Source organism: Rhodanobacter sp. FDAARGOS 1247, from assembly GCF_016889805.1.
Taxonomy (GTDB): domain Bacteria; phylum Pseudomonadota; class Gammaproteobacteria; order Xanthomonadales; family Rhodanobacteraceae; genus Rhodanobacter.
This window is the reverse complement of the sequence record NZ_CP069535.1, coordinates 1,205,522-1,221,905: the sequence shown is the minus strand read 5'-3', so window position 1 is coordinate 1,221,905 and position 16,384 is coordinate 1,205,522. Positions and strand designations below refer to the sequence as shown.

The window sequence follows — 16,384 nt, the reverse complement described above, 5'->3', positions numbered from 1 at the left end:
ATGCTGCACGCCCCCGCTGGCTGGCGGCAGTCGCCCTCGTCAGCCATCCGGGATGACAGCCGTCACCCGGCCCCGGGGGTTACGGCGGCTGGGCGGCCAAGGTATCCTGTGAGGGATAAGGCCGCCCTGAAAGCCCCCGTGCGGCGATCTCAAACGACTGAAGTCATTGGAAAAACGCAGACGCTCGCGTTTTTCGCCACGCATTCACCAATCTGCCATCCGGCCATGCGTGCCGCCTGGCAGAGCTACGGAGGATTCATCATGGGTGTGATCAACCAGCTGCGCGAACTGCGCGATTTCGGCGGCAAGCCGCGTACCACCGGCCTGGACGACGCCAGCATCGAGCGCATGGCGGCGAACGATCCGCTGCTGGTCCAGGCGATCGCCGAAGCGGTCGCCCGCCATCATGAACTGCGTGCCGAGCTGGCGGACTTCCTCAAGCTCGACGAAGCCGAACAGCTGGCCCAGGCGCAGGCGGGCTTCGTCAACTTCTATCCCGATGACGCGATCAACCCGTACCTGCCGGCCGCGGCGCGTGGCCCGTGGATCGTCACCCTGAAGGGTGCCGTGGTGCACGACAACGGCGGCTACGGCATGCTCGGTTTCGGCCACAACGACGCGGCGATTCTCGCAGCGCTGGGCCGCCCCCAGGTGATGGCCAACGTGATGTCGCCCAGCGTGGCGCAGTTGCAGTTCACCAGGGCGCTGGACAAGGAACTCGGCCGCAGCCGCGGCGGCAGCCCGTACACCAGCTACATGTGCCTCAATTCCGGTTCCGAGTCGGTCACCCTGGCCTGCCGCATCGCGGACGTCAACGCCAAGGCGATGACCGACGAAGGCGGTCGTTATGCCGGCCGCACGATCAAGCGCCTGGCGGTGAAGGGCGCCTTCCACGGCCGCACCGAAAAGCCGGCGCTGTACTCCGATTCCAGCCGCAAGGCCTACCAGCAGAACCTGGCCAGCTACCGCCACGAGGACAGCGTGATCACGGTGGCGCCGTACGACGTGGCCCAGCTTGAAGCTGCCTTCGCCGACGCGGACAAGCACGGCTGGTTCATCGAGGCGATGTTCCTGGAGCCGGTGATGGGCGAAGGCGACCCCGGCCGCGCGGTGACCGCCGAGTTCTACAAGGCAGCGCGCGAACTCACCTCCGCCCACGGCAGCCTGCTGCTGATCGACTCGATCCAGGCCGGCCTGCGCGCCCATGGCGTGCTGTCCTTCGTCGACTACCCCGGCTTCGAGGGTCTGCCGCCGCCGGACATGGAAACCTTCTCCAAGGCGCTCAACGCCGGGCAGTATCCGCTGTCGGTGCTGGCCGTCACCGAACACACCGCCGGGCTGTACCGCAAGGGCATCTACGGCAACACCATGACCGCCAACCCGCGCGCGCTGGACGTGGCGCTGGCCACCCTGGGCGAGCTCAGCGACGAGGTGCGCAGCAACATCCGCGAGCGCGGCAAGGAATTCGTCGACAAGCTCAACGCGCTGAAGAACGAGCTGGGCGGCCTGATCACCAAGGTGCAGGGCACCGGCCTGCTGTTCTCCTGCGAGCTGGCGCCCGAGTACAAGTGCTACGGCGCCGACTCGACCGAGGAATACATGCGCGAGCACGGCGTCGGCGTGATCCACGGCGGCACCAACTCGCTGCGCTTCACCCCGCACTTCAAGGTGACCAGCGCGGAGATCGACCTGATCGTGTCCCACGTGCGCAAGGCACTGCTGGAAGGACCGCGCAAGGCCAAGGCCGAAGCCGCCTGAGCGTACTTTCCGTGGAACTTCGAGGCCGCGCCGGCTAGTCCGGCGCGGCCTCGTCTTTTTGGCGGACGGGCTCAGCCATCCGCCCACGCTGGCGCCGGCTAGGCACGACAAGGCGCTTCAGCTGAATACTTCATGCACGCAAGATCTTGCCTGCAGACGCGAGGGAGATTCCCTGCCTAGACTGCCCGAGCCGGCAGCCGCCGGTTACCCAGGGAGGACTCAACGATGTCGATGTCACTACGTCTGCTCGCAATCAGTGCTGCCTTCGCCTTCGCCGGCGCCACCTTCGCCGCCACGCCGCAAGCGGGCACCGCTGCGCCGGCCAAGCCGCGCACCGCGCAACAGCAGCGCATGGCGGACTGCAACAAGCAGGCCACCGGCAAGAAGGGCGACGACCGCAAGGCGTTCATGAGCTCCTGCCTGAAAGGTCACAGCGCGGCGGCAGCACCGTCGGCCAAGGCCGCCCAGCAGGAAAAGATGAAGACCTGCAACGCCGACGCAAAGACCAAGGCGCTCAAGGGTGCCGAGCGCAAGACGTTCATGAGCAGCTGCCTGAAGAGCGACGCCGCCCCTTCCACGCATTGAAGTCTGCCCCGCCGCTGTCCACGCAGCATGCGTGCGTGGGCAGCGGCGCTTCGTTAAGCTCACTGGTTGTTGCGCCACGCGCCTGGCATTGAAGCCTTTGCCCATGAAGATCGTCGAAGTCCGCCACCCGCTGATCCAGCACAAGCTGGGCCTGATGCGCCGCGCCGGCATCAGCACCAAGGAATTCCGCGAGCTGGCCTCAGAAGTCGCCGCCTTGCTGACCTATGAGGCCACCAAGGACCTGGAAACCGTCGAGGAAGAGATCGAGGGCTGGGCCGGGCCGATCAAGGTTCACCGGATCAAGGGCCGCAAGATCACCATCGTGCCGATCCTGCGCGCCGGCCTGGGCATGTTGCCGGGCGTGCTCGACCTGATCCCCGCGGCCAAGGTCAGCGTGGTCGGCCTGCAACGCGACGAACAGACACTGAAACCGGTCACCTATTACGAGAAGCTCACCGGCCGCATGGACGAGCGCATCGCGCTGATCGTCGACCCGATGCTGGCCACCGCCGGCACCCTGGTCGCCACCGTCGACATGCTGAAAGCCGCCGGCTGCAAGCGCATCAAGGGGCTGTTCCTGGTCGCCGCGCCGGAAGGCCTGGACCGCATCACCGCGGCCCATCCCGACATCGAGATCTACACCGCCTCGATCGACCAGCGCCTCAACGAGAACGGCTACATCCTGCCCGGCCTTGGCGACGCCGGGGACAAGATCTTCGGCACCAAGCAGTTGCCGGCGAACGATTGATCCGCCCGCCCGGTGGGGCGGGCACCGCCCGCCGACTTTTGGTCGCCAAGAGAACTTCGATCAACTTTTCGCCAGCCCAACCCCTCACCCTGCCCTCTCCCCGGTGGGGAGAGCGAATGATGAGCGCCTATGCCGCCCGACTGCCGAAGCGGTCGGTCGCCTCCACCAGTTCGTGCAGGATGCCCGGCTCGAAGGCGGAATGGCCGGCGTCCTGCACGATGTGCAGCTCGGCCTCCGGCCAGGCGCGGTGCAGGTCCCAGGCGCTGCGCAGCGGACAGACCACGTCGTAGCGCCCCTGCACGATCACCGCCGGGATGTTGCGGATGCGATCGACATTGCGCAGCAGCTGGTCGTCGTGCTCGAAGAAGCCGCCGTTGACGAAGTAGTGGCATTCGATGCGGGCGAACGCCAGTGCGAATTCGTCCTCGGCACTGGATTCGATGTGCAACTTGTCCTGCCACAGGAAGCTGGTGGCGCCCTCCCATACCGACCACGCACGCGCCGCGTCCGTACGGATTTTCGCGTCCTCGCTGGTCAGGCGGCGATGGTAGGCGCTCATCAGGTCGCCGCGTTCGACTTCGGGTATCGCGGCGAGATAGGTTTCCCACGCGTCCGGGTACAGCGCGTCACAGCCCTTCTGGTAGAACCATTCCAGCTCGGCACGGCGCAGCATGAAGATGCCGCGCAGCACCAGTTCGGTGACCTTGTCCGGATGCGTCTGCGCGTAGGCCAGCGCCAGGGTCGAACCCCACGATCCGCCGAACACCTGCCAGCGATCGATGCCCAGGTGCCCGCGCACGCGCTCGATGTCGGCGACCAGATCCCAGGTGGTGTTGTCGGTGAGCTCGGCATGCGGCGTGGACTTGCCGCAGCCGCGCTGGTCGAACAGCACGATGCGGTAGATCGCCGGATCGAAGAAGCGCCGGCATTTCGGATTCGTGCCGCCGCCCGGGCCGCCATGCAGGAACACCACCGGCTTGCCGCTCGGGTTTCCGCTCTGCTCGTAGTACAAGGTGTGCAGCGGCGACACCCGTAGCATGCCGCTGTCGAACGGCTCGATTTCGGGATACAGCGAACGCAACAGCGGCGACGGCATGAGGGCTCCTCGTGATCAACAAACAGCCCTTGAGATTAGCATGGCCGCAGTTTGAGCCTTGAACCGGTGCCTGCGGGAGCCTGAAAACTCACGAGCTCTCGGTGAACAGCTTGCCGGGATTGAGGATGCCCCGCGGGTCGAACACCTTGCGCACACCTCGCATCAGGACGATTTCCACCGCACTCCGGGTGCTTTCCAGGTAGGCCCGCTTGACCAGGCCGATGCCGTGTTCGGCCGAGATGCTGCCGCCGTGGCAATGCAGGGTGTTCGCCAGCAGCCGGGTGACTTTCTCGCAGCGGGCAAGAAAGGCCGGTTCGTCCAGGTCGTGTGGCCGCAGCACGTTGATGTGCAGGTTGCCGTCGCCGATGTGGCCGAACCAGATCACCTCGATGCCCGGGTATTCGTTCGCCAGCAAGGCCTGCATCTCGCACAGGAAACCCGGTACCGCGCTGATCCGCACCGACACGTCGTTCTTGTACGGCCGTCGCGGCGCCAGGCTTTCGGTAATCCCCTCGCGCAGGCGCCACAGCGCCGCCGCCTGGGCCTCGCTCTGGGCGATCACGCCATCGCTGACCCAGCCCTGCTCCAGCGCCTGCCCGAACACGGCCAGCGCCGCTTCGCGCTGCGTTTCGTCGGCGGCATCAAACTCGGTGACCACGTAATACGGGTGGTCGCCATCGATCGCCCGCTGCGCGCCATGCGCCAGCACATGCCGCAGCGCCTGGTCGGTGAAGAACTCGAACGCCTGCAGGGACAGCTGCGCGCGGAACAGCGCGAACACTTCCATCAGTGCATCCATGTCCGGCAGCGCCAGCAGCATCACCTGTGACGGCGGCGGCGGATCGGTCAGCTTCAGCGTCGCCTCCACCACGATGCCCAAGGTGCCTTCCGAACCGATCAACAGCTGGCGAAAATCGTAGCCGCTGGAATTCTTGACCAGGCCGCGGTTGAGTTCGAGCAGGTCGCCGCCGCCGGTCACCACCTTCAACCCGGCGATCCACTCGCGGGTGTTGCCATGCCGGATCACCCGGATGCCACCGGCGTTGGTGGCGATGTTGCCGCCGATCGAACACGACCCACGGGCGGCGAAATCGACCGGATACAACAGGCCGTGCCCCTGCGCCGCCTCCTGCACCTGCTGCAGGATCATGCCCCCCTGCACGGTCAGCGTGCGATCGACCGCGTTGAAATCCAGCACCCGGTTCATCCGTTCCATGCTCAGCACCAGCTCCCCGTTCGCCGCCACCGCGCCACCGGAAAGACCGGTGCGCCCGCCCGAAGGCACCACCGCCACGGCATGCTCGTTCGCCCAGCGCACGATCGCCTGCACCTCGTCCACCGTGGCCGGCAAGGCGATCGCCAGGGGGGCGGGAGTCCAGCGGCGGGTCCAGTCGCGTCCGTAGTGTTCGAGGTCGCCCGCGGCCGTGAGCAGGCGCAGCTCGGGCAGACGACATGACAGGTCGGCAAGACGGGGATCGGACATGCTTCGGCTCCAGGTGTCCGCACAGACTGCCAGCCGCACGATGGCGAGTCCAGTGTTGCAGCGCCGCAAATCCTCGCCTACTCTGGCCTGACCCGCCTCTCACTCACAGGGAACGACCCATGCAGACTTCCTACCCCCGCCAGGACATCAAGGTATTGCTGCTGGAAGGGGTCAGCGCCAGTGCGGTCGACGTGTTTCATCGGGCCGGCTACAGCCAGGTCGAGCTGCATGCGAAGTCGCTGCCGGAAGACGAGCTGAGGCGATGCATCAGCGACGCGCATATCGTCGGCATCCGCTCGCGCACCCAGCTGACCGACGAGATGCTGGGCCACGCCAAGCGACTGATCGCCGTGGGCTGCTTCTGCATCGGCACCAACCAGGTGAACCTGGGCGCCGCGCGCAGGGCCGGCGTGCCGGTGTTCAATGCGCCCTACTCCAATACCCGCAGCGTGGCCGAACTGGTGATCGCCGAAGCCATCATGTTGCTGCGCGGCATTCCGCAGAAGAACGCGCAGTGCCATCGCGGCGGCTGGGCCAAGTCGGCCAGCGGCAGCTACGAGACGCGCGACAAGGTGCTCGGCATCGTCGGCTACGGCCACATCGGCACCCAGGTCGGCGTGCTGGCCGAAAGCCTGGGCATGCGGGTGATCTTCCACGACATCGAGACCAAGCTGTCGCTGGGCAACGCCCGCGCGGTATCCAGCCTGGACGAACTGCTCGAGCGTTCCGACGTGGTCACCCTGCACGTGCCGGAAACCCCGGCCACGCAGCTGATGATCCGCCAGGAACAACTGGCGAAGATGCGCGCGGGCGCAATGCTGATCAACGCCTCGCGGGGCAGCGTGGTGGATATCGACGCGCTGGCCGCGGCGCTGCGCGACGGCCACCTGGCCGGCGCCGCGGTGGACGTGTTCCCGGCCGAGCCGAAGGGCAACGACGACCCGTTCGTGTCGCCGCTGCTGGGCATGGACAACGTGATCCTGACCCCGCACATCGGCGGCAGCACGCTGGAGGCACAGGACAACATCGGCATCGAGGTGGCCAGCAAGCTGGTCCGCTACAGCGACAACGGCTCGACCCTGTCGGCGGTGAACTTCCCCGAAGTCACCCTGCCCGAGCACCCGCACAGCCGCCGCCTGCTGCACATCCACCGCAACGTGCCGGGCACGCTGTCGCGGATCAACGAACTGTTCTCGGCCGGCAACATCAACATCGACGCCCAGTTCCTGCAGACCGACAGCGAAGTGGGCTACGTGGTGATCGACGTCAGCGCCGACGAGGCGCAAGCCAACGAGCTGAAGTCGCAATTGGCCGCGATTCCGGGCACGTTGCGCAGCCGGGTGCTGTATTGAGTGAGGCGGGGAACGGGGAACAGATGCGAGGCGGCGATGCTCTGCCGTTCCCCGTTCCCCGTTCCCAACAAAAAAGCGCCCAAGGGCGCTTTTTTAATTTCTTGCCAATTGGTCGGGGCGGCCGGATTCGAACCGACGACCCTCTGCCCCCCAGGCAGATGCGCTACCAGGCTGCGCTACGCCCCGACGAAACGGCAAGCTGGCAAGTCTAGCAGCTTGCACGGCATGTCCGGAAGCCTTCAGCGACGCAGCAGGGTCAGAACTTCTTCCAGTTCCATCCGCACCTGACGCACGATCTGATGCGACATGCTCGCCTCCATCCGGGCCTGCGGGCCTTCCAGCCGCGCGCGCGCGCCGGTGATGGTGAAACCCTCGTCGTACAGCAGCGAGCGGATCTGGCGGATCATCAGCACGTCGTGACGCTGGTAGTAGCGACGATTGCCGCGGCGCTTGACCGGGTTGAGGGCCGGAAACTCCTGCTCCCAGTAGCGCAGGACGTGGGGCTTCACACCGCACAACTCGCCGACTTCACCGATGGTGAAGTAGCGCTTGGCCGGGATGGCAGGCAGTTCGGTGTTATTCCCTTGATCCAGCATAGCCCTCGACTCTTACCTTGAGTTTCTGTCCCGGTCGGAACGTCACCACGCGGCGGGCAGAGATCGGAATCTCCTCGCCGGTCTTGGGATTGCGCCCTGGCCGCTGGTTCTTCAGGCGCAGGTCGAAATTGCCGAAACCGGACAACTTCACCTGCTCGCCGTTTTCCAGCGCTCCGCGAACGACCTCGAAGTAGGCGTCCACGAATTCCTTCGCCTCACGCTTGTTGAGGCCCACATCGAGGAATAGCCGCTCGGCCATTTCCGCCTTGGTCAGCGCCATCTCATCCTCGCAACTTCGCCTTGCATGTTTGCTCCAACGCAGCTATCGCTTCTCGTACGCAACGGTCCGCGTCGTCGTCAGTAAGGGTGCGTGAAGCGTCCTGCAAAATCAAGCCCATAGCGAGACTTTTTCGGCCTGCTTCGACCCCCTTGCCGCTGTAGCGGTCAAACAGCCGCAGTTCCTTCAGCCGCTCGCCCAGCGTGCTGCGAACCACCTGCCCGATCTGTGACCAGGCCGCCGTTTCCGGCACGTCGATCGCGATGTCGCGACGCACCAGCGGGAAGCGTGGCACCGCACGCGCCTGCGGCACGCGGCGTTGCAGCACGGGCTCCAGCGCCAGTTCCAGCACGTGTACGTCGGCGCCCAGATCCAGCGTTTTGGCCAGTTGCGGGTGCAACGCGCCGAGATATCCCACCGTCTCGCCGTCGCGGGCCACCCGGGCGCCCCGCCCGGGATGCAGCCAGCCCGGCAGGCCGTCGGCATGCACCGACCAGCGCTGCGGCTCGCCGCCCCAGGCGATCAGGGCATCCAGGTCGCCCTTGAGGTCGTGGAAATCCAGCACGCGAGACGGCTCGCCCCACTGCTCGGCACGGGCGCTGCCGCAGGCCACGATCGCGAGGCTTGGGGTTTCCAGCGGGGGATCGCCTTGTTCAGGAGTCCGGCCAGGGATGGCCGGTTCTTTGCGAAGGGACTCGCACGACTCAAACACCCGCGCCACCTCGAACAGGCGCACCCGCTCCTGCTGGCGTGCGCGGTTGTGACGCAAGGCCTCGATCAGTCCGGGCAGCAGCGAGGGCCGCATCACCGCCAGGTCGGCGGACAGCGGGTTGGCCAGCGACACCAGGTTCTCGCGGAAACCCCAGCTCGCCAGCAGCTCGGCCGCCACGAAGGACAGGTTGACCGCTTCGTGATAGCCACGCGCGGCCAGTTGCTCGCGCAAGGCCAGCTCGTTGATCCGCGCCTCCGGCTCGACCGCCAGGGTCAGCGCGCCGGCCGGCGTGGCCGTGGGGATGTTGTCGTAGCCGAAAATGCGGGCGACCTCCTCGATCAGATCCTCCTCGCGCTCGATGTCGAAGCGGCTGCTCGGTGCGGTGACCTGCCAGCCATCGGCAACCGCCACTACCTGCATGCCCAGGGCGGTGAAGATGCGCGCAACCTCGGCATCGGCCACCCCGACACCGAGCACGCGTTGCAGGCGCGCGCGGCGCAAGGTCACCGCCGCCGGCGTCGGCAGGTCGGCCAGGTTCTCCGCCACCAGCACCGGCCCGGCCTTGCCGCCGGCGATCGCCAGCAGCAGTTCGCTGGCGCGTTCCAGCGCACGCCGCGGCAACTCCGGGTCGACGCCGCGCTCGAAGCGATGCGAGGCATCCGTGTGCAGGCCCAGCTTGCGCGCGCGGCCCATGATGGCGGCCGGCGCGAAGTGCGCGGATTCCAGGAAAATGTTGCCGGTGGCGTCGGTGACGCGCGAGTCGTGGCCGCCCATCACGCCAGCCACCGCCAGACCCTTCGCCTCGTCGGCGATCAGCACGAAACCCGGATCGAGTTTCGCCTCGCTGCCGTCGAGGATTTTCAGCGTCTCGCCGGCGCGGGCATGGCGCACCACGATGTCGCCTTCGAGCGTGTCGTTGTCGAACGCGTGCATCGGCTGGCCCAGCTCCAGCATCACGTAGTTGGTGACGTCGACCACCGCGCTGATCGGACGCAGGCCGGCACGGCGCAGGCGCTCGGCCAGCCACAGCGGCGTGCGCGCGGCCGGGTCGATGCCCTCGATGATGCGACCGAGGTAGCGCGGCGTATCCTTGCCGGCTTCCAGGCGGATGCCGCGGCGCGCGGCGCTGGTGACCGGCACGCTGAGCTGAGCCGGCACCTTCACGGCGCTCCCGAAAAGAGCGGCCACGTCATGGGCCAGGCCGACCAGGCCGAGGCAGTCCGGACGGTTCGGGGTGAGCTTCAGCTCGAAGCTGGCGTCAGGCAATCCCAGGTAATCCGCCAATGGCTGGCCAACCGGTGCGTCCAGCGGCAGCTCCAGCAAGCCCGACGCATCGGCATCGATGCCCAGCTCCTTCGCCGAGCACAGCATGCCGGACGATTCGACGCCACGCAGTTTGGCCGCCTTGATGGAAATGTCGCCGGGCAGCTTCGCACCGACCATCGCCAGCGGCACCTTGATGCCCACCCGCGCATTCGGCGCACCGCAGACGATCTGCAGCGGTTCGCCCTGCCCGGCATCCACCTTGCAGACCTGCAGGCGATCCGCTTCGGGATGCTTTTCCGCCGCGATGATTTCGGCCACCACCACGCCCGCCAGGTTGTCGCCCAGCGGGGTGAGCTCTTCCACTTCCAGACCGGCCATGGTCAGTGCATGGGCCAGTTCGGCACGGTCAGCCTGCACATCCACCAGTTCGCGCAGCCAGTTTTCGGAGAATTTCATGTTTGAAGTCCGGAATGGGGAGTAGGGAATGGGGAATCGGAAGATCGCAGGCTGCTGCCTTTACTATTCCCTATTCCCCATTCCCGATTCACTTCTCAGGCAAACTGCCTGAGGAACCGCAGATCGTTCTCGAAGAATGCGCGCAGGTCGGAAACGCCGTAGCGCAGCATTGCGAAACGCTCCACGCCGAGGCCGAAGGCGAAGCCGGTATAACGCTCCGGATCGATGCCGCAGTTCTTCAGCACGTTCGGGTGGACCATGCCGCAGCCCAGCACTTCCAGCCAGCGCGTCGAGCCATCCTCGGCGTCCCAGCGGATGTCCACCTCGGCCGACGGCTCGGTGAACGGGAAGTAGCTGGGACGGAAGCGCATCTCGAAATCGCGTTCGAAGAATGCACGGATGAATTCGGCCAGCGTGCCCTTCAGGTCGGCGAAACTGGAGGTTTCGTCGATCAGCAGCCCCTCGATCTGGTGGAACATCGGCGAATGGGTCTGGTCCGAATCGCTGCGATAGACCTTGCCCGGCGCAATGATCCGGATCGGCGGCTGGCGACCGGCCATCGAACGGATCTGCACCGGCGAAGTGTGCGTGCGCAGCAGGCGGCCGTCGCCGAAATAGAAGGTGTCGTGCATGGCGCGCGCCGGATGGTGCGGCGGGAAGTTCAGCGCCTCGAAGTTGTGCCAGTCGTCCTCGATCTCCGGACCGTCGGCACGCTGGTAGCCCAGTCGCGCGAAGATCGCGCTGATGCGTTCCAGCGCGCGGGTGATCGGATGGATGCCGCCGCGTTCGCCGTCGCGCCCGGGCAGGCTGATGTCGAGCTTCTCGGAGGCGAGGCGACGTTCCAGCTCGGCCTGTTCCAGCACCTGCTTGCGCGCGGCCAGCGCATCGGCCAGCTGCTCCTTGACCCGGTTCACCTCGGCGCCGCGCGCCTTGCGCTCGTCCGGCGCCAGTGCACCGAGCGTCTTCAGCGCGGCGGTAACGATGCCGCTCTTGCCCAGCAGGCCCACGCGCAGCGCCTCGAGCGCATCCAGCGTGTCAGCCTTGTCGATATCGGCCAGTGCCTGTGCCGCGCGGGTGTCCAGATCGTCCATAGTGATGCACTTCTCGCTACTTCCCTCCCCCTTTCGGGGGAGAGGGTGGGTTGAGGGGCCACTCTTGCGTTGTTGCCTGACCGAAGCACGCTCCGGTTGAAGTCCGGGCACATCCCGTACCCTCATCTCAATCCTCTCACCCGCAAGGGGACTCCCGTTGGTCGCCAGAAGGGAGAGGAGGCAATCGCAAAAAGCCTTTATCCAAACGAAAGCGGGGAGAAGGCTGTGGCCTCCTCCCCGCTTGCTTTACATCATATCGTGCTGACGCAGGAGCGCCCGACGATCAAGCAGCCAGACTGGCCTTTGCTTTCTCGGCGATCACACCAAAAGCCTTGATGTCGTGCACGGCGATATCGGCGAGAACCTTGCGGTCCACCGTGATGCCGGCCTTGGAGAGGCCATTGATGAGGCGGCTGTAGGACAGGCCGAACATGCGAGCGGCGGCGTTGATACGCACGATCCACAGGGCACGGAACTGGCGCTTGCGCTGCTTGCGGCCGATGTACGCGTACTGACCAGCCTTGATGACGGCCTGGTTGGCTACGCGGAAGACCTTGCGACGGGCATTGTAGTAACCCTTCGCGCGGCCGATGATTTTCTTGTGACGACGACGGGCGGTGACGCCACGCTTTACACGAGCCATGGTCTATCTCCTTACAAGTAGGGCAGCATGCGAGCCACGCCGGGCGCATCACACGCCTTCAGGTGGTTCGGTGCACGGAGACCACGCTTCTGCTTGGTCGACTTCTTGGTCAGGATGTGCGACTTGAACGCGTGACCGCACTTGATCTTGCCCGATGCGGTCTTGCGAAAACGCTTCGCAGCCGCCCGGTTGGTCTTGATCTTGGGCATGGAATGCTCCTTGAGTGGGACGACTCCGATGTGGACGTCCCGGTTTCTGACTGATCTGGCGGTGACCCCGAGAGCCACGCTTTCCGTCCTGCCATGATCGGTGCACGACCCATCCAGGCGGGTCGAACCCGTGATCATACGGGTTCAAAAAGCCAAATACCAGCACGAAGTGCTGACCATGGCCTCCTCTCCCTTCGGGAGAGGATTGAGGTGAGGGTGCGGAGTTCGCCCGCAGTTCATGGAAACGACGCCTGTAAGCCCAGCGACACGAAGATCATCGCCCGCCAGCGAACTCCCACAAAGGCAAGCAGCCTATTTCTTCTTGGGCCCGATCATCATGACCATCTGGCGGCCTTCCAGGCGCGGGAAGGACTCGACCTGGCCGTTCTCGCCGATGTCTTCCTGGATCTTCTTGGCCAGGTTCTGGCCCAGATCCTGGTGCGACATCTCGCGACCGCGGAAACGGATGGTGACCTTGACCTTGTCGCCCTCTTCGAGGAAGCGGAGCATGTTGCGCAGCTTGATCTGGTAGTCGCCCACGTCCGTGACCGGACGGAACTTCACTTCCTTGATCTCGACCTGCTTCTGCTTCTTCTTGGCGGCTTGCGCCTTCTTCTGGGCTTCGAACTTGAACTTGCCGTAATCCATGATGCGGCAGACCGGCGGGTCGCCGTTGGGCTGGATCTCGACCAGATCCATGCCGGCTTCCTGCGCCAGTGCCAGCGCCTCGTCACGGGTCAGGATGCCGAGCTGTTCCGCATCGGCGCCAATGACACGCACCCGCGGCACACGGATTTCCAGGTTACGACGATTGCCCTTGTTGTCGGTGGTTGCGATACCACGATCCTCCAGAAGAAGTAATGTCACTGACCGCCAGGCTGAGCGTTTTCGCTCAGCGCCGGGTTTCGGTCTCCAGTCGCTCGATGAAATCGGCCAGCTTCATGCTGCCCAGGTCTTCACCGGAACGGGTACGCACAGAAACCGTCCCCGTCTCTTTCTCGCGGTCACCGACCACGAGCAGGTACGGCACTTTCTGCATCGTATGTTCGCGGATTTTATAGCCGACTTTCTCGTTGCGCAAATCCGATTGTACCCGGAAACCTTTGTCGACAAGGGTTTGCGTCACTTCGCGGACATATTCGGCCTGGGCGTCGGTGATATTGAACGCCACCGCCTGCACCGGGGCCAGCCAGGCCGGCAGCAGGCCGGCATGGTGCTCGATCAGGATGCCGATGAAACGCTCCATCGAGCCCACGATGGCCCGGTGCAGCATCACCGGATGCCGCTTCTGCGAGTGTTCGTCGACGTATTCGGCGTCCAGGCGCTCGGGCATCATGAAGTCGACCTGCATGGTGCCGACCTGCCAGGCGCGACCGATCGAGTCCTTCAGGTGGTACTCGATCTTCGGCGCGTAGAACGCACCCTCGCCCGGCAGTTCCTCCCACGCCACGCCGGCGGCACGCAGCGCATTGCGCAGCATTTCCTCGGTGCGATCCCAGAATTCGTCCGAGCCGATGCGCTTTTCGGGGCGCAGCGCCAGCTTGATCGCCAGGTCGGTGAAGCCGAAGTCGGCATACACCTTCATCGCCTGAAGATGGAACGCGGTGACCTCCGCCTCGACCTGCTCGGGCGTGCAGAAGATGTGGCCGTCGTCCTGGGTGAACGCGCGCACGCGCATGATGCCGTGCAGCGCGCCGGACGGCTCGTTGCGGTGGCAACCGCCGAACTCGCCGTAACGGATCGGCAGTTCGCGATAGCTGTGCAGGCCGGTGTTGTACACCTGAACGTGGCCGGGGCAGTTCATCGGCTTCAGCGCGAACGTGTGCTTCTCCGACTCGGTGAAGAACATGTTCTCGGCGTAGTTGTCCCAATGGCCCGAGCGCTTCCACAGCGACACGTCCAGCACCATCGGGCAACGCACTTCCTGGTAGCCGCTCTTCCTGTACACGGCGCGCATGTACTGCTCGACCTGCTGCCAGATCGCCCAGCCGTTCGGGTGCCAGAACACCATGCCGGGGCTTTCTTCCTGCTGGTGGAACAGGTCGAGCTGCTTGCCGATCTTGCGATGGTCACGCTTCTCGGCCTCTTCCAGCTGGAACAGGTACGCCTTCAGGTCCTTGTCGTTGAGCCACGCAGTGCCGTAGATGCGGCTGAGCATCGCGTTGTTGGAATCGCCACGCCAGTACGCGCCGGCCACCTTCATCAGCTTGAACGAGTGCAGCTTGCCGGTGTTCGGCACGTGCGGGCCGCGGCACAGGTCGGTGAACTCGCCCTGCGAATACAGCGACAGGTCCTGGTCGGCCGGAATGCCTTCGATGATCTCGGCCTTGTAGTTCTCGCCGAGACCGCGGAAGAACGCCACCGCCTCGTCGCGCGACTTCACGCTGCGCGTGACCGGCAGCTGCTCGGCGACGAGCTTGTGCATCTCCGCCTCGATCTTCGGCAGATCGTCCGGCGTGAACGGGCGCTCATAGGCGAAGTCGTAGTAGAAGCCGTTGTCGATCACCGGGCCGATGGTGACCTGCGCGCCCGGGAACAGCCGCTGCACCGCCTGCCCCATCAAGTGCGCGGTGGAGTGGCGCAGGATCTCCAGCGCCTCCGGACTTTTCTCGGTGACGATCTGCAGGCTGGCGTCGTGTTCGATCGGGAAGCTGGCATCGACCAGCTTGCCGTCGACCTTGCCGGCCAGGGTCGCCTTGGCCAGGCCGGCGCCAATCGAGGCGGCCACGTCCTGCACGGTGACGGGATGGTCGAACGGCCGCTTGCTGCCGTCGGGTAGCGTGATCTCGATCATGGGAAGCGTTCTCTGAAAAGCAAAAAAGGGCATCCGCCCTTCTTCAAAAAGCACAAGGCGTGGTGGGGTCAGCAGGAGCAGCGGGTAGTTGCCATGTCGCACACTCGGCCGGCGTGACGCGGGCCACCTTGATCTTGTGGATTGCAGAAACGCTAGTTTAGCCCAAATCGGCTGTCAATCCTCCGCTTTCAGGGCGGTATGCACGAGGTGCGCGATAGAATGCAGCCCGATCCTGCGAGGACTTTCCATGCGCATCCTGGTTACCGGCACCGCCGGCTTCATTGGCGCCGCCCTGGCCCAGCGCCTGCTGGCACGCGGCGACGTGGTCCGCGGCTTCGACAACCACAACAGTTACTACGACCCGGCGCTGAAGGAAGCACGCCTGGCCCGTTTCATCGACCACCCCAACTACAGCCACCAGCGCGCCGACCTGGCCGATGCCGAGGCGGTGGATCAGGCGTTTGCCGACTTCAAGCCGCAGCGCGTGGTGAACCTGGCCGCCCAGGCCGGCGTGCGCTATTCGATCAGCAACCCGCGCGCGTACGTGCAGAGCAACCTGGCCGGCTTCGTCAACATTCTCGAAGGCTGCCGCCACGGCGGCGTCGAGCACCTGGTCTACGCCTCCTCCAGTTCGGTCTACGGCGCCAACCGCAAACTGCCGTTCGCGGTGGAGGATGCGGTCGACCACCCGGTCAGCCTGTATGCCGCCAGCAAGAAGGCGAACGAGCTGATGGCGCACACGTATAGCCATCTATACGGCATCCCGACCACCGGCCTGCGCTTCTTCACCGTGTATGGCCCGTGGGGTCGGCCGGACATGTCGCCGATCCTGTTCGCCGACCGGATCAGCCGCGGCGAGCCGATCGACGTGTTCAACCATGGCCACCACAGCCGCGACTTCACCTATGTCGACGACATCGTCGAAGGCGTGATCCGCACGCTGGATCAGCCGGCCACGCCCGACCCCGCCTACGACGCCGAGCTGCCGAATCCGGGCACGTCGAACGCGCCCTATCGCGTCTACAACATCGGCAACGACCAGCCGGTGCAGCTGCTGCGCTTCATCGAACTGCTGGAACAGAACCTGGGGCGCAGCGTGGAAAAACGCCTGCTGCCGATGCAGCCCGGCGACGTGCCCGACACCTGGGCCGACGTGTCGGCGCTGCGCCGCGACGTGGGCTATGCGCCGAGCACCTCGATCGAGGATGGCGTGGCGAAGTTCGTCGAGTGGTATCGGGAATACCAGGGCGCGAGGAGTGAGTGAAGAGGAGTGAGGAGTGAGAGAAGAGCCGGATCGAAGCAACTCTCACTTCTCACT

General features: G+C 65.3%; 15 protein-coding genes and 1 tRNA gene. 5 read left to right on the top strand and 11 right to left on the bottom strand.

Going from position 1 to position 16,384, the window contains the following annotated elements:
- Positions 1-261 precede the first annotated feature (261 nt).
- The 3 genes from I6J77_RS05375 to upp all read left to right on the top strand — a co-directional run bounded on the left by I6J77_RS05375 (position 262) and on the right by upp (position 3,091).
- Entirely contained in the window at positions 262-1,758 is a 1,497-nt protein-coding gene (locus I6J77_RS05375; RefSeq protein WP_204110832.1) for an aminotransferase class III-fold pyridoxal phosphate-dependent enzyme, read from the top strand.
- A gap of 225 nt (positions 1,759-1,983) precedes the next feature.
- On the top strand, positions 1,984-2,343 hold the full coding sequence (locus I6J77_RS05370; protein ID WP_204110831.1) for a PsiF family protein: 360 nt from the start codon (positions 1,984-1,986) through the stop codon (positions 2,341-2,343).
- Between the two features lie 103 nt (positions 2,344-2,446).
- Positions 2,447-3,091, top strand: a complete 645-nt coding sequence (gene upp, locus I6J77_RS05365; protein WP_056764263.1) for a uracil phosphoribosyltransferase — start codon at positions 2,447-2,449, stop codon at positions 3,089-3,091.
- 127 nt (positions 3,092-3,218) lie between these two features.
- Here the strand turns inward: upp and pip are convergent, their stop codons facing one another.
- Complete coding sequence (gene pip, locus I6J77_RS05360; protein ID WP_204110830.1) at positions 3,219-4,187, bottom strand: prolyl aminopeptidase; 969 nt, start codon at positions 4,185-4,187, stop codon at positions 3,219-3,221.
- An 88-nt stretch (positions 4,188-4,275) separates the two neighbouring features.
- Positions 4,276-5,670 carry an FAD-binding oxidoreductase gene (locus I6J77_RS05355; RefSeq protein ID WP_204110829.1) on the bottom strand — a complete coding sequence of 465 codons (1,395 nt, stop codon included), beginning with the start codon at positions 5,668-5,670 and terminating at the stop codon, positions 4,276-4,278.
- A 119-nt stretch (positions 5,671-5,789) separates the two neighbouring features.
- Between I6J77_RS05355 and serA the strand changes: the two genes are divergently transcribed.
- A complete protein-coding gene (serA, locus tag I6J77_RS05350; RefSeq protein WP_204110828.1) occupies positions 5,790-7,022 on the top strand; it encodes a phosphoglycerate dehydrogenase in 1,233 nt (410 codons plus the stop codon).
- Positions 7,023-7,131: 109 nt separating this feature from the next.
- Here serA and I6J77_RS05345 read toward each other — a convergent pair.
- From I6J77_RS05345 to thrS, 9 genes are all read right to left on the bottom strand, one after another.
- Positions 7,132-7,208, bottom strand: a tRNA-Pro gene (locus I6J77_RS05345).
- Positions 7,209-7,261: 53 nt separating this feature from the next.
- The gene (locus I6J77_RS05340) at positions 7,262-7,618 is read right to left on the bottom strand and encodes a MerR family transcriptional regulator (protein ID WP_007804493.1); all 357 of its coding nucleotides are present in this window, start codon (positions 7,616-7,618) and stop codon (positions 7,262-7,264) included.
- Positions 7,599-7,898, bottom strand: a complete 300-nt coding sequence (gene ihfA, locus I6J77_RS05335; protein ID WP_007804491.1) for an integration host factor subunit alpha — start codon at positions 7,896-7,898, stop codon at positions 7,599-7,601. Before ihfA ends, I6J77_RS05340 begins: the two co-directional genes overlap by 20 nt.
- Before the next feature lies 1 nt (position 7,899).
- Positions 7,900-10,329: a phenylalanine--tRNA ligase subunit beta gene (pheT, locus tag I6J77_RS05330; protein WP_204110827.1), complete on the bottom strand. Its 2,430-nt coding sequence runs from the start codon at positions 10,327-10,329 to the stop codon at positions 7,900-7,902.
- A 95-nt stretch (positions 10,330-10,424) separates the two neighbouring features.
- Complete coding sequence (pheS, locus tag I6J77_RS05325) at positions 10,425-11,420, bottom strand: phenylalanine--tRNA ligase subunit alpha (protein WP_204110826.1); 996 nt, start codon at positions 11,418-11,420, stop codon at positions 10,425-10,427.
- Between the two features lie 283 nt (positions 11,421-11,703).
- The gene (gene rplT / locus I6J77_RS05320; protein WP_007804486.1) at positions 11,704-12,063 is read right to left on the bottom strand and encodes a 50S ribosomal protein L20; all 360 of its coding nucleotides are present in this window, start codon (positions 12,061-12,063) and stop codon (positions 11,704-11,706) included.
- 11 nt (positions 12,064-12,074) lie between these two features.
- Positions 12,075-12,272 carry a 50S ribosomal protein L35 gene (gene rpmI / locus I6J77_RS05315; RefSeq protein ID WP_007512063.1) on the bottom strand — a complete coding sequence of 66 codons (198 nt, stop codon included), beginning with the start codon at positions 12,270-12,272 and terminating at the stop codon, positions 12,075-12,077.
- 312 nt (positions 12,273-12,584) lie between these two features.
- Entirely contained in the window at positions 12,585-13,109 is a 525-nt protein-coding gene (gene infC / locus I6J77_RS05310) for a translation initiation factor IF-3 (RefSeq protein WP_304437728.1), read from the bottom strand.
- A gap of 55 nt (positions 13,110-13,164) precedes the next feature.
- The gene (gene thrS / locus I6J77_RS05305) at positions 13,165-15,066 is read right to left on the bottom strand and encodes a threonine--tRNA ligase (protein WP_204110825.1); all 1,902 of its coding nucleotides are present in this window, start codon (positions 15,064-15,066) and stop codon (positions 13,165-13,167) included.
- A 247-nt stretch (positions 15,067-15,313) separates the two neighbouring features.
- Between thrS and I6J77_RS05300 the strand changes: the two genes are divergently transcribed.
- Positions 15,314-16,330: an NAD-dependent epimerase gene (locus I6J77_RS05300; protein WP_056764251.1), complete on the top strand. Its 1,017-nt coding sequence runs from the start codon at positions 15,314-15,316 to the stop codon at positions 16,328-16,330.
- The last annotated feature ends 54 nt before the right edge of the window (positions 16,331-16,384 follow it).

Coding starts and splice junctions, on each gene's coding strand:
- I6J77_RS05375 (WP_204110832.1), top strand. CDS start 262: ATGGGTGTGATCAACCAGCTGCGCGAACTGCGCGATTTCGGCGGCAAG.
- I6J77_RS05370 (WP_204110831.1), top strand. CDS start 1,984: ATGTCGATGTCACTACGTCTGCTCGCAATCAGTGCTGCCTTCGCCTTC.
- upp (WP_056764263.1), top strand. CDS start 2,447: ATGAAGATCGTCGAAGTCCGCCACCCGCTGATCCAGCACAAGCTGGGC.
- pip (WP_204110830.1), bottom strand. CDS start 4,187: ATGCCGTCGCCGCTGTTGCGTTCGCTGTATCCCGAAATCGAGCCGTTC.
- I6J77_RS05355 (WP_204110829.1), bottom strand. CDS start 5,670: ATGTCCGATCCCCGTCTTGCCGACCTGTCATGTCGTCTGCCCGAGCTG.
- serA (WP_204110828.1), top strand. CDS start 5,790: ATGCAGACTTCCTACCCCCGCCAGGACATCAAGGTATTGCTGCTGGAA.
- I6J77_RS05340 (WP_007804493.1), bottom strand. CDS start 7,618: ATGCTGGATCAAGGGAATAACACCGAACTGCCTGCCATCCCGGCCAAG.
- ihfA (WP_007804491.1), bottom strand. CDS start 7,898: ATGGCGCTGACCAAGGCGGAAATGGCCGAGCGGCTATTCCTCGATGTG.
- pheT (WP_204110827.1), bottom strand. CDS start 10,329: ATGAAATTCTCCGAAAACTGGCTGCGCGAACTGGTGGATGTGCAGGCT.
- pheS (WP_204110826.1), bottom strand. CDS start 11,420: ATGGACGATCTGGACACCCGCGCGGCACAGGCACTGGCCGATATCGAC.
- rplT (WP_007804486.1), bottom strand. CDS start 12,063: ATGGCTCGTGTAAAGCGTGGCGTCACCGCCCGTCGTCGTCACAAGAAA.
- rpmI (WP_007512063.1), bottom strand. CDS start 12,272: ATGCCCAAGATCAAGACCAACCGGGCGGCTGCGAAGCGTTTTCGCAAG.
- thrS (WP_204110825.1), bottom strand. CDS start 15,066: ATGATCGAGATCACGCTACCCGACGGCAGCAAGCGGCCGTTCGACCAT.
- I6J77_RS05300 (WP_056764251.1), top strand. CDS start 15,314: ATGCGCATCCTGGTTACCGGCACCGCCGGCTTCATTGGCGCCGCCCTG.